Annotated in this window: 14 protein-coding genes; 10 read left to right on the top strand and 4 right to left on the bottom strand. The window is 36.1% G+C overall.

Annotated features, from left to right (window positions below):
* Positions 1-66: 66 nt before the first annotated feature.
* Together ACR65M_RS24920 and ACR65M_RS24915 are read right to left on the bottom strand one after the other, a co-directional pair.
* Complete coding sequence (locus ACR65M_RS24920; RefSeq protein WP_440274713.1) at positions 67-645, bottom strand: GerAB/ArcD/ProY family transporter; 579 nt, start codon at positions 643-645, stop codon at positions 67-69.
* A gap of 4 nt (positions 646-649) precedes the next feature.
* Positions 650-2,203, bottom strand: a complete 1,554-nt coding sequence (locus ACR65M_RS24915) for a spore germination protein (protein WP_440274712.1) — start codon at positions 2,201-2,203, stop codon at positions 650-652.
* Between the two features lie 179 nt (positions 2,204-2,382).
* Here ACR65M_RS24915 and ACR65M_RS24910 point away from each other — a divergent pair, with 179 nt between their 5' ends.
* Positions 2,383-4,176: a M3 family oligoendopeptidase gene (locus tag ACR65M_RS24910; RefSeq protein ID WP_440274711.1), complete on the top strand. Its 1,794-nt coding sequence runs from the start codon at positions 2,383-2,385 to the stop codon at positions 4,174-4,176.
* 114 nt (positions 4,177-4,290) lie between these two features.
* On the opposite strand, the gene pssA is transcribed toward ACR65M_RS24910, so the two are convergent.
* Entirely contained in the window at positions 4,291-4,830 is a 540-nt protein-coding gene (pssA, locus tag ACR65M_RS24905) for a CDP-diacylglycerol--serine O-phosphatidyltransferase (RefSeq protein ID WP_341330797.1), read from the bottom strand.
* A gap of 142 nt (positions 4,831-4,972) precedes the next feature.
* Here pssA and ACR65M_RS24900 point away from each other — a divergent pair, with 142 nt between their 5' ends.
* Positions 4,973-5,773 carry a phosphatidylserine decarboxylase gene (locus ACR65M_RS24900; protein WP_440274710.1) on the top strand — a complete coding sequence of 267 codons (801 nt, stop codon included), beginning with the start codon at positions 4,973-4,975 and terminating at the stop codon, positions 5,771-5,773.
* Positions 5,774-5,794: 21 nt separating this feature from the next.
* Here the strand turns inward: ACR65M_RS24900 and ACR65M_RS24895 are convergent, their stop codons facing one another.
* Entirely contained in the window at positions 5,795-5,935 is a 141-nt protein-coding gene (locus ACR65M_RS24895; RefSeq protein WP_121447319.1) for a sporulation histidine kinase inhibitor Sda, read from the bottom strand.
* Positions 5,936-6,300: 365 nt separating this feature from the next.
* On the opposite strand from ACR65M_RS24895, the gene ACR65M_RS24890 reads away from it, so the two are divergent.
* The 8 genes from ACR65M_RS24890 (at position 6,301) to ACR65M_RS24855 (ending at position 11,607) form a co-directional block, all read left to right on the top strand.
* Positions 6,301-6,855: a YqeG family HAD IIIA-type phosphatase gene (locus tag ACR65M_RS24890; protein WP_341330799.1), complete on the top strand. Its 555-nt coding sequence runs from the start codon at positions 6,301-6,303 to the stop codon at positions 6,853-6,855.
* A 5-nt stretch (positions 6,856-6,860) separates the two neighbouring features.
* Positions 6,861-7,970 (top strand): ribosome biogenesis GTPase YqeH, encoded by a 1,110-nt coding sequence (gene yqeH, locus ACR65M_RS24885; protein ID WP_341330800.1) that lies wholly within the window; start codon positions 6,861-6,863, stop codon positions 7,968-7,970.
* Between the two features lie 37 nt (positions 7,971-8,007).
* The gene (aroE, locus tag ACR65M_RS24880; protein ID WP_341330801.1) at positions 8,008-8,853 is read left to right on the top strand and encodes a shikimate dehydrogenase; all 846 of its coding nucleotides are present in this window, start codon (positions 8,008-8,010) and stop codon (positions 8,851-8,853) included.
* Positions 8,847-9,149 (top strand): ribosome assembly RNA-binding protein YhbY, encoded by a 303-nt coding sequence (yhbY, locus tag ACR65M_RS24875; RefSeq protein ID WP_121447275.1) that lies wholly within the window; start codon positions 8,847-8,849, stop codon positions 9,147-9,149. Before aroE ends, yhbY begins: the two co-directional genes overlap by 7 nt.
* A 228-nt stretch (positions 9,150-9,377) precedes the next feature.
* Positions 9,378-9,947, top strand: coding sequence for a nicotinate-nucleotide adenylyltransferase (locus ACR65M_RS24870; RefSeq protein ID WP_341330802.1), 570 nt, complete (start codon positions 9,378-9,380; stop codon positions 9,945-9,947).
* Entirely contained in the window at positions 9,937-10,509 is a 573-nt protein-coding gene (gene yqeK, locus ACR65M_RS24865) for a bis(5'-nucleosyl)-tetraphosphatase (symmetrical) YqeK (RefSeq protein ID WP_440274709.1), read from the top strand. Before ACR65M_RS24870 ends, yqeK begins: the two co-directional genes overlap by 11 nt.
* A 1-nt stretch (position 10,510) precedes the next feature.
* The gene (gene rsfS / locus ACR65M_RS24860; RefSeq protein WP_121447272.1) at positions 10,511-10,867 is read left to right on the top strand and encodes a ribosome silencing factor; all 357 of its coding nucleotides are present in this window, start codon (positions 10,511-10,513) and stop codon (positions 10,865-10,867) included.
* Positions 10,864-11,607, top strand: coding sequence for a class I SAM-dependent DNA methyltransferase (locus ACR65M_RS24855; protein WP_440274708.1), 744 nt, complete (start codon positions 10,864-10,866; stop codon positions 11,605-11,607). Before rsfS ends, ACR65M_RS24855 begins: the two co-directional genes overlap by 4 nt.
* Positions 11,608-11,708 lie beyond the last annotated feature (101 nt).

Raw genomic sequence — 11,708 nt, 5'->3', positions numbered from 1 at the left:
CAAATTAATGAAAAAGTGTTAAATTTAATATGGATAGGTGTTTTATATATGTCTCATTTGGCTAGGTCAGTTCAGGGTTGTACTCTTTTTTACTACTTCAACAATCCCTGGTCCGAAAAATGGAAACAAGAAAGAAGAGCTACTTTCTTTTAGCGATAAAATTAAGGCGATGAGCAGTGAAAATTTTATATAGAAAAGTACTAGCCATGAAACACTTCCAATATGTTCAAGGCCCTTGTTTGCGCCATAAGCACAAACAGCCATTAGCACAGTATAAATGATTAAGATAGGTGTCTCTGTAAAATACATTGTCCCAATAATATCAACATAAATGGCAGAGTCCAAAGTGAGCCCAGTAAGACCCGAAAGGACCAGAATACAGGAAAGAAAGGTTCCTAAAAATTTTCCAAATAGATGAATAATAACGTCATGTAAATTTTTATTTTTGTAGGCTGTTATGACTTTTAATGTTAAAAAAATTGGAATAATAGAAAATAACCCAATAATAATAGGTGCCATCCATAAGGCGTTACTAAGATAGTTTACGAAAATGGCTGGGGTATCATCAGAAAGCTTTACACCAACAACCAAGATTACCATAGCAACAAATTCTCTTATTCCGATTTTACCTTTAGATTGCTCCATTTTTTTATTCCTCAGCTTTTTTTATGACGTCTTTTGGCTTTAGATAACCTGGACGAATTCTTTCACTCTTTAAAATCTGTCTGATGATTGTATCCTTAGATGAAAGGTATTTTGGTGACATTGGAGATAAGTACGGAACACCAAAAGATTTTAAGGAAACCATATAAAACATCCCAACAGTAAACAAAGCAGTCATACCAAAAATACCAAATAGGCCAGCAGAAAGAATAATAATGAAACGTATAATTCTTATCGCAAAATTCATGCTTACATCACTTAGTGTAAATGAACAAAGACCACTTAATGCAACAACAATAACAACAATCGGGCTAACAATGTTCGCCTGTACAGCTGCCTGACCTAAAATAAGTGCCCCAACAATACCAATTGTCGGTCCAATAGGATTAGGGACTCGAAGTCCTGCTTCTCGAATAAGTTCGAAAGCTATTTCCATCATTAATATCTCTACAAGTGCAGGGAAAGGAACTTTTTCACGAGTTGCAGAGATAGCTAATAAAAGATCAGTGGGGACCATTTCTGAATGGTAATTCGTTACTGATACATAAATAGCTGAAGCGAAAAGAGTAATAAACAATGCACATACACGTAATACTCGGATGAAATTACCATAAAGAAATCGTAAATAATGATCTTCAGGATTATGAATAAAAGACCAAAATGTTGCAGGCAATATTAATGCAGCAGGTGAGTTATTCATTAATAACACGATATATCCGTCTTCTAAAAATGAAGACGCACGATCAGGTCTTTCAGTATACAAAAGACTAGGGAAGATTGATTTCGGTCTTTCTTCAATATATTGTTCTAATAGTGAAAGGTTTTGGATTGCATCGACATCCAATGCATTTACTCTCTCTTTTATATTTTTGACCATTTTGTCGTTTGCGAGATCCTTGATATATAGAATATAAAGTTCATTATTAGATCGTTTAGATATAGTAGATTGCTCTACGATTAAGTTTTCACTTCTAATCTTTTTTCGAATTAGTGATATATTTGTATCTACCTTTTCGTTAAAAGCCTCCTTTGGGCCCTTAATGACAATTTCATTTTCGGCTTTTTCAACGGACCTACTTTGAAAATCAGAGGTACCGATTATAAATGAATGTGGTTTACCATCAATTAGTAATACTGCATTCCCTTGATTTGCACCGTTAACAATATCTTGAATTTTGTTTACCATTGAAAATGATTGGACCTCTATAAGGTTCTGTATTTCCTTAGATGGACTTTGATTGTTAAGCAAAGGTTCGAGAATGTGATTGTTAATCAAGTCTATATCAGTAATGGTTGAAATAAACAAAAGAGCTGCTTTTTTATTTAATCCACCAATCGTAAAACTATGTATTTTTACATCATTGTTTTCAGGTATTGAATAGATTATTTTTAATGTTGAAATATTGATCTGAAGATCTTGATTAATTTCCTGTTTTTTAATTTGAATATCTTCTGCAGCAGATACTTCCGGATATTGTTCGGGGTCTAGTTTAGCGTTTTTAAACTTTTCTATATAGTTTTGAATTAAATTCTTCTTCATTACAAACAACTCCGGGTTTTTCCTAAGTTTACCACCAAAGGTAAAATTTCATTCAAGGAGTGTAAAACGGGTGAGAAAGTCAAAAGTTTCCCGAAATGATAGAAATTTTTTAAAAATCCATTTATAATGAATCATATAAATTATTTAGGGAGACTAAGTAATTAGAAGGGAGAACAAATATGAGCACGAGTACATATGAACTAAAATGGGATTTAGACGTATTTTTCGAAGGGGGGAGCAGTTCACCTGCATTTCACTCCTTCTTGGAAGCGCTACATAATGAAATTTCAGAATTCGATGCATTAGTTGACGCTTTTCAAGTACCAACAAATGAGAAAGATAAAGAAGAATTATTAAACATACTAAATGCTTTCCAATCATCTTTTAAAAAGCTTCGCCAAGCGGGTGCCTTTGTTAGCTGTTTGACAGCACAAGATACTACAGATCGAGGCGCTACTCTTTTACAAGGCAAAACAACACAGTTAAGTGCACAACTTCAATCGGTACTTACTGCATTTGATCAAAAGCTGGTTGCAATTGAGGAAACAGTTTGGAATAAGCTTTTATCAGAGGAGCCATTAAATGAGCTATCGTATGTATTAGAAGAAAGAAGAATGAGAGCAAAAGAAAAGCTATCACTTGAGCAAGAAAATCTTATTAATGCCTTAGGTGTTGATGGATATCACGCTTGGGGACAGCTTTATAATATGGTAGTTGGAAACATCAAAGTTCCATTTAAGGAAAATGGAGAAGAAAAACAACTTTCTGTTGGACAAGCATTTAACAAATTTTCAAGCTCTGACCGTAATGTCCGCAAGACGATGTTTGAGCAATGGGAAAAAGCTTGGGCTGAACATTCAGATTATATTGGTGAGTCGTTGAATCATCTTGGCGGGTTCCGTTTAAATGTGTATAAAGCACGAGGGTGGGAAAATGTTCTCCAAGAACCGTTAGATATAAACAGAATGTCTAAGGAAACGCTTGAAACCATGTGGTCCGTTATTACGGAATACAAAGCTCCATTTGTTGAGTATTTGAACCGTAAAGCAAAGGTATTAGGTCTAAATAAACTTAGTTGGTATGATTTGGATGCACCAGTAGGACAAACTGAATCAAAGGTCTCCTATCAAGAAGGTGCCGAATTTATATTAGAACAATTTAGTAAGTTTGGATCTGAGCTTACTGAATTTACCCAAAAAGCATTTGAAGATAGCTGGATTGAAGCTGAAGATCGTCCTGGTAAACGACCAGGCGGGTTTTGCACAAGTTTCCCTGAAAGCAATCAATCTAGAATCTTTATGACGTTCTCAGGAACACCATCTAATGTATCAACGCTTGCCCATGAGCTGGGCCATGCATTTCATCAGCATGCTATGGCAGGGGTTCACACGTTAAATCGTAGTTATGCAATGAACGTTGCAGAAACTGCATCCACGTTCGCAGAAATGATTGTCGCGGATGCATCTGTAAAAAATGCAAAATCAGAAGATGAAAAGCTCGCTCTTCTAGAGGATAAAATCCAGAGAAGTGTTGCGTTTTATATGAATATTCATGCTCGGTTCTTATTTGAAACAAGATTCTATGAAGAACGCAAACAGGGTATTGTAAGCACAGATCGTCTTAATGAACTTATGCTTGAAGCGCAGAAGGAAGCATACTGTGGCGCACTAGAGGAATACCATCCACAATTCTGGGCGTCAAAAATGCATTTCTATATAACTGGAGTACCTTTTTATAACTTCCCATATACATTTGGTTATTTATTCTCTTTAGGTATTTATGCAAAGGCATTAGAAGAGGGAACAGATTATGAAGAGAAGTACATTGCACTGTTAAAGGATACAGCAAGCATGAAAGTAGAAGACCTTGCTGCAAAGCACTTAGGTGTTGATTTGACGAAGCGCGACTTCTGGGAAAAAGCAGTAAAACTTTCGATAAAAGATGTCGAGGAATTTTTAGAACTGACCAAGTAATTAGAAAAGCAAAATCTGCATGGCCTTAGGCAATAGAATCCTTTGGTGCCTGGAGCCAGACAAGAAAAAACACCTATCTGCTGTTAAAAGTGGATAGGTGTTTTTGGATTTGAATTAAACTTTCCTTAATTTAAATGTACCAACCATCAGGAAGGACAGGATAATCATGAGGTAAATAAAAAATTGAGGAGAAACATAAGGGATTGCTAAGAAGCTTAATGTCAAAAGACAGCCTGCAGCTGTAATTGGTAAGCCAATGAAGAAGCCTTTATTGTCGCTAATATTAAATTTTGCTAATCGAAATGCGCCGCATCCGATATAAAAAACGGTGAAAAACATTCCCGGTGCTCCGAATTCATGAATAATTCCTTGGTATAATAAAAGTGCAGGTGCGACTCCAAATGAAATAATATCACACATCGAGTCAAGCTGTTTTCCAAGCTCTGATTCAATTTGAAATTTTCTTGCTACCATTCCATCAAATCGATCAGCAAGAGCGGCTAAAAAAATCAACAATAATCCTAAATTTAATTCGTTTTTAAGAATAAATAATATTGAAAAACCACCTAAGCTTAAGTTAATTAAAGTAAGGATATTAGCGGTGTGTGCTTTAAGCTTTTTTAAAGTTGAATCTAAATAATCTAATAAAAACATCTCATCACTCCTTTCTTGGAAAAGTCTTTGTAAAAAGGACCAAAAATCAATAAAATGGTATAGTATTACTTTATTAATCTTATTTTATTCGTTCCATTTTGCTTTTGTAAAGAGAATTGTTACATCCTAGGAGGAATTGGGTTTGCAAAAATGGCTTTATCGCTTTTTTATAGAATTAACAAATCATCGTTTTTCATCGGCGATTTTAAAAAAATTTTCACAATCAAGAGTTAGTGCTATACTTATTCCGAGTTATGCGAAAATATACAATATTAACCAAGCCGAAATGGAAAAAAACTTGACTGAGTTCTCAACCCTACATGACCTTTTTGTAAGACGGCTTAGAAAAGAAAGTAGGGAAATCGATCAGACCGAAAATACGGTTATTAGTCCTGTTGATGCTGTCATTGAAGAAACGGGGATTATTACCGCTTCAAAAGAAATGATTGTAAAGGGTAAACACTACCAGGTTGCCGAAATGCTCGGTGATGAAGAGTCCCTTTCAAAATACATAGGTGGTACCTTCCTTATACTTTATTTAAGCCCAAGCCACTATCACCGAATTCATAGTCCAATTACTGGGGTCGTAACGAAACAATGGGAATTAGGCCGGAAATCGTATCCGGTTAATCGACTGGGGTTAAAATATGGTAGAGATCCTTTATCCAAGAACTTTAGAAAAATCACAGAAATAAAGGGCAATGATACATATGTTGCAATGGTTAAGGTAGGTGCAATGTTTGTAAATAGTATAGAAACTACATATACAAGTGATACTGTGGAAAAAGGGGAAGAAATTGCGTACTTTTCATTTGGCTCAACCGTCATATTGTTATTTGAAAAAGACAGTTTTATGCTTAGTCCTAAAATTAATGCTTCGACGGATATTAAAGTAGGTGAAGTTTTAGGGATAATTAATGATAAAGAAAAAAAGAGCCGTTAAATGGCTCTTTAATTAAATGAATTATGATATATTTTTAATTTTATGTCCCAATGATCTGCGCATAATTTCAGTTTCAATAAGGTGAATAAAATCAGGACTTAGCTTTAATTTTATTGCTTTAAAATAAGATTCAACTAACAAGTCATCTGATAATTTTTTCATATCAACTGCCAATAGTTGGCCATTCACCTCCTAAATTAATTACATGTATTATGTTCTAAAGTATCTCATGTTGCATATACTATTATGTTATTCGTTGTTGTTAAATTTACTCTATCACGAAAAAAAAAATAGAACAACCGTTCTGTTATCCACAGGAAATGGTGGATAACCTGTGGGTATTTTGTTTATAAAATTTGGAAATCTATGTATATCGCTGTGTAAAATGTGCATAAGATTATCCACAGGTGTTGAAATTTACTGACTTTTGTCGAAAACTTTTTATTTTTTGTATAAAAAATGAAAGATTATCATGCATTTTGTCATCTTTTTGCTTTGTGGAAATCATATTAATTCGTTATGATAGGATGGGTATAAAAAGGGTAGTCCGAGAGAGGTGTAACAAATTGTTAAATGTTTTTTTACCAAATGAACATGTGAAATCAGTTTTTGAGGTTTCACCAAGCAAATTAAAAGAACTAGGCATCAAAGGTGTCATTACCGATTTAGATAATACGTTGGTAGAATGGGATCGCCCAAGTGCAACTCCAGAACTTGTTGAATGGTTTAAGGAAATTAAGGAGCAAGGTATTACCGTCACAATTGTCTCAAATAATAATGAAAAACGGGTAAAAGAATTTGCAGATCCACTAGGTATTCCATTTATTTTTGAGGCGAGAAAACCATTAGTACGTGCTTTTAAGCGCGCAGTAAAGGAAATGGGTCTACAAAAGGAGGAGGTTGTTGTAATCGGTGACCAACTTCTAACAGATGTCTTTGGTGGGAACAGGAGTGGCATGCATACTATTCTTGTTGTTCCAGTTGCCCAAACGGACGGTTTCTTTACAAAATTTAACCGCCTAGTCGAAAGAAGAATATTAACTTGGATGAAGCGTCGTGGAATGCTTTATTGGGAGGATTAAATAGAGTGGAACAAGAGAAGATTAGCTGTATTGGCTGTGGAGTAGAAATCCAAACAGCTGACGAAACAAAATTAGGATATGCACCAACATCTGCTTTAGAGAAGGATAAAGTCATATGCCAACGCTGCTTTAAATTAAAGCATTATAATGAAGTACAAGATGTATCCTTAACCGATGATGACTTTTTAAAAATCTTACACGGAATAGGCTCTACTAATGCATTAATCGTAAAGATTGTTGATATATTCGACTTTAATGGCAGTTGGTTACCAGGTCTTCATCGTTTTGTGGGGAACAATAATATACTATTAGTAGGTAATAAAGTGGATTTGCTACCGAAATCGGTAAAACCAAAAAAACTAGTAAACTGGATGAAAGAATCATCTCGAGAACTTGGCTTAAAACCGGTAGATGTCTTTTTAATCAGTGCAGAAAAAGGTACAGGCATCAAGGAGGTAGCTGAGGCAATTGAGCATTATCGTTCTGGAAAAGATGTATACGTAGTAGGATGTACGAATGTCGGAAAGTCTACATTCATTAATCGTCTGATTAAGGAATTTAGTGGAGAGAAAGAGGACATCATCACTACTTCTCACTTCCCAGGTACAACATTAGATATTATTGATATTCCTCTTGATGAGGAGCATTCCTTATTTGATACTCCAGGAATAATCAATCATCACCAAATGGCACACTTTGTATCAAAACAAGACTTAAAAGTTATTACACCTAAGAAAGAAATTAAACCGAAAGTCTTTCAGTTAAATGAAGCACAAACCTTGTTTTTTGGTGGCTTAGCAAGGTTTGATTTTATAAGTGGTGGCAGACAGTCTTTCGTTTGTCATTTCTCAAATTTGTTAAATATCCATCGCACAAAACTAGAAAATGCTGATGAATTATATGAGAAACATCAGGGTGAGCTCTTACAGCCTCCTGGTAAACATGAATTAAATGATTTTCCGCCACTGGTTGCCCATGAATTCATGATCAAAGAAGCGAAAACAGATATTGTTTTCTCAGGATTGGGTTGGGTAACGATTAATGAACCACATACGAAGGTAGTAGCTCATGTTCCAAAGGGCGTTGGGGTTATGATAAGAAAATCATTAATTTAACAAAATAGTAGTAATCTTAATGGTAATGGGTGAGGAAATGGAAAAGGTATATGGGGTAATTGGAAGTCCCATTTCACATTCGATGTCACCGATGATGCACAATGATATTTTTGAACATTATAAGCTTAATGCTAGATACCATGCTTTCCATGTGGAACAGGACCAGGTGAAAGCCGCAATTGAAGGAATAAGGGCACTCGGGGTATCAGGCATTAACGTAACAATTCCACATAAATTAAAGGTAATCGACTATTTAGATGAAATTGAAGAGGTTACTAAGAATATCGGTGCAGTGAATACGATTGTAAATGAAAATGGGAAATTAGTAGGCTATAACACGGACGGAAATGGATTTATCCGTTCATTAAATCGCGTCATCAATAATGAGGAATTGTGTTCTTCAAATGTATTGATAATTGGAGCCGGTGGTGCAGCTAGAGGGATATTTATTTCATTAGCAGCTATGGGTGTGAAAAGAATTGATATTGTAAATCGCACGATTGACCGGGCAAAAGCCATTATTGACGATTGCAAATTCGCGGTTGACTCGCATGCACTCGCTTTTGCGGAAGCAGAGAGTATTCTGGGTAAATATAAAGTCATAATCAATACAACTTCAGTTGGTATGCATCCTAAGGTTGATGAAATTCCGCTTAGACTGGAGAATTTGGCTCCAAAAACTATCGTAAGTGATATCATTTATAATCCATTTGAAACCAAACTCTTGCATGAAGCAGCAAAGCGTGGTGCAATTACGCAAAATGGAATTGGAATGTTTGTTTATCAGGGTGCTTTAGCATTTGAAAAATGGACAGGAATATTTCCAGACACAGACAGAATGGAAAGACTAGTTACAAAGCTATTAGGAGGTAAGACATGCTAACAGGTAAACAAAAACGCTTTTTGCGATCTAAAGCTCATCATTTAGATCCAATCTTTCAGGTTGGAAAAGGTGGGGTAAATGACAACATGATTAAACAAATCAGCGATGCGTTAGAAGCTCGTGAACTATTAAAGGTAAGTGTCCTTCAAAACTGCGAGGATGACCGTGATACGGTAGCGCAAGAGCTGAGCAATGGTGCAAAAGCTGAATTGGTCCAAATCATTGGAAATACAATTGTGCTATACAAAGAGTCTAAAGAAAACAAGCAATTGGAGCTACCAAAGGCTAACAAATAAGCATTCAAATAAGGAGGTTGAAAAGGACCGAAGTTCAAGGCGGCGCGAGCTTCCGAGTACCGAAGCGAGGCAACTGCTTGAGATTACTTCCTAACACCCTTGCGCTAAGGAATTGACATCGTGAATATACTAGTAGACGCAAGCGCATAACTGGTTGTTCACTATGTTCTCGGAGCTAAGTACGCAAGAAATTTGATGCGTCATTTTCGACCGACTAGGAGGGAAAAAATGAACCATATCGGAATCATAGGTGGTACATTTGATCCGCCCCATATTGGTCATTTGTTCATTGCTTCAGAGGTATTAACACAGCTAAACTTATCGGAGATTTGGTTTATGCCAAATCGTATACCTCCACACAAAGAACGGAAAAGTTATGTGACTGATGAGGAGCGGGTTGAAATGCTCTCTCTAGCCATTGCAGGCCAACCAAAATTCAAATTACAGCTTATTGAACTGGATAGAGAAGGACCCTCATATACATACGACACAATTCTATTGTTACGTGAACAATATCGTGATACAAAATTTTATTTTATTATTGGTGGGGACATGGTCGAATATTTGCCGCATTGGCATAAAATTGATGAACTCATCGATTTAATTACGTTTGTTGGGGTGAAAAGACCAGGATATTCTTTTCCGACTCAATATCCAATTGTTGAAGTAGATGTTCCTCAATTAGATATATCCTCTTCGATGATTAGAAAAAGGCTGAGGGAAAATAGAAATACAATGTATTTAGTTCCTGAAAAAGTACGAAACTATATAGAGGAGAAGCATTTATATGGAACGTGATATGGCCCTAGAACTTGTTAAAGAACAGTTAACGGAGCATCGCTATCAGCATACACTAGGTGTTATGGAGACAGCCATTGACCTGGCCAAACGATATGATGCTGATTTGAAAAAGGCCGAAACAGCTGCCATTTTCCATGACTATGCGAAATTTAGATCAAAGGAAGAGATGAAGCAGATCATTATCGACCAACATATGCCGAAGGATTTATTATTTTATAATACAGAACTATGGCATGCGCCGGTAGGAGCCTACCTTGTTAAGACAGAGGTGGGGATTCAGGATGAAGAAATCCTTGATGCAATCCGTTTCCATACATCTGGACGTGAAAGAATGACTCTGCTTGAAAAGGTTATATTTGTCGCAGATTACATCGAGCCAGGTAGACATTTTCCGGGTGTAGAGGAAGTTAGAGAAATCGCAAAACAGGATTTAGACACAGCCCTCATCTATTCATTAAGAAACACCATCATGTTTTTGGCAAAAAAAAATCAAGCAATTTATCCTGATACTTTGCAAACATATAATGCATTAATCTTAAATAAAAAGGGGGAATCCTAGGGTGAATGAAAGAGACATCTTAACATTTGCAGTTCAAGCTGCTGACGATAAGCGCGCTGAAAATATTGTAGCATTAAATATGAAGGGGCTATCCCTTGTTGCCGATTATTTCTTAATCTGTCATGGGAATTCTGAAAAACAAGTACAAGCAATTGCACGCGAAATCAAAGACAAAGCCGATGAAAATGGTATTCAAATCAAGCGTCTTGAGGGTTTTGACGAAGCAAGATGGGTTCTTGTTGATCTTGGAGATGTAATTGCTCACATATTTCATAAAGACGAGCGTACCTACTATAATTTAGAACGTCTGTGGGGAGATGCGCCTACTGAAACAGTAGAAGATGTGCTGAGTTTATGAGCTATGGAGAATTTGCCTATATCTACGATGAACTAATGCGTGATGTGGATTATGAGCAATGGATTTTGTTCTTTAAAGAGAGAGTTTCGCACTTTAATAAAAAACATCCACTGCGTGTTCTTGATATTGGATGCGGAACAGGTGAAATTGCGATTCGACTTGCAAAAGAAGGCTTTGAGGTTGTTGGGGTAGATCTCTCTGAGGATATGCTGGCAGTCGCGAATAACAAAGCAATGGAAGCCGGAGTGAAGATTGAGTTTTACCAACAGGATATGGTGGAAATCTCGGGGTTAGATCCATTTGATGTGATTGTGATTTTCTGTGATTCACTTAATTATTTGCGTACTGAAGAAGATGTGCAGAAAACCTTTCAAAATGTTTTCAAGCTATTGGAACACGATGGACTTTTCTTGTTTGATGTCCATTCCGTTTATAAAATGGACTCCATTTTTATGGATGGGCCATTTGTGAGCAGTGATGAAGAGGTTAGTTTTATTTGGAATTGTTTTGAGGGGGAACATCCTCACAGTGTAGAACATGAATTATCGTTTTTTGTAAAAAATAAACATTCTGATGATTATACGAGATTTGACGAATTTCATGAACAGCGAACCTTTCCGATTCAGACTTTACAAAATTGGCTTGAGAGAATAGGTTTCAAAGTAGTTGATGTGCTTGCAGATTTTAGTAACCCAGTTCAGGAGACTTCTGAACGGATATTATTTACCGCAAAAAAATAGAGGGGCAGACGATGTCTGCCCTCGTTTTATTAGTCTTTTTAAACCACACGCTCTGCGTGTGTGCAAACGAAACTTATAGAGTCGTACCAGAAGACAAAAAA

This window comes from Ferdinandcohnia sp. SAFN-114 (assembly GCF_059415045.1).
The sequence above is the reverse complement of the archived record's forward strand: the minus strand, read 5'-3'. Positions and strand labels throughout refer to the sequence as shown.

Excerpts from the sequence above, each read along its gene's own strand:
- yqeK (WP_440274709.1), top strand. The coding sequence starts at position 9,937 with ATGGAACGTGATATGGCCCTAGAACTTGTTAAAGAACAGTTAACGGAG.
- ACR65M_RS24890 (WP_341330799.1), top strand. The coding sequence starts at position 6,301 with ATGGGTATAAAAAGGGTAGTCCGAGAGAGGTGTAACAAATTGTTAAAT.
- ACR65M_RS24915 (WP_440274712.1), bottom strand. The coding sequence starts at position 2,203 with ATGAAGAAGAATTTAATTCAAAACTATATAGAAAAGTTTAAAAACGCT.
- aroE (WP_341330801.1), top strand. The coding sequence starts at position 8,008 with ATGGAAAAGGTATATGGGGTAATTGGAAGTCCCATTTCACATTCGATG.
- ACR65M_RS24870 (WP_341330802.1), top strand. The coding sequence starts at position 9,378 with ATGAACCATATCGGAATCATAGGTGGTACATTTGATCCGCCCCATATT.
- ACR65M_RS24855 (WP_440274708.1), top strand. The coding sequence starts at position 10,864 with ATGAGCTATGGAGAATTTGCCTATATCTACGATGAACTAATGCGTGAT.
- ACR65M_RS24910 (WP_440274711.1), top strand. The coding sequence starts at position 2,383 with ATGAGCACGAGTACATATGAACTAAAATGGGATTTAGACGTATTTTTC.
- pssA (WP_341330797.1), bottom strand. The coding sequence starts at position 4,830 with ATGTTTTTATTAGATTATTTAGATTCAACTTTAAAAAAGCTTAAAGCA.
- ACR65M_RS24895 (WP_121447319.1), bottom strand. The coding sequence starts at position 5,935 with ATGAAAAAATTATCAGATGACTTGTTAGTTGAATCTTATTTTAAAGCA.
- yhbY (WP_121447275.1), top strand. The coding sequence starts at position 8,847 with ATGCTAACAGGTAAACAAAAACGCTTTTTGCGATCTAAAGCTCATCAT.
- ACR65M_RS24920 (WP_440274713.1), bottom strand. The coding sequence starts at position 645 with ATGGAGCAATCTAAAGGTAAAATCGGAATAAGAGAATTTGTTGCTATG.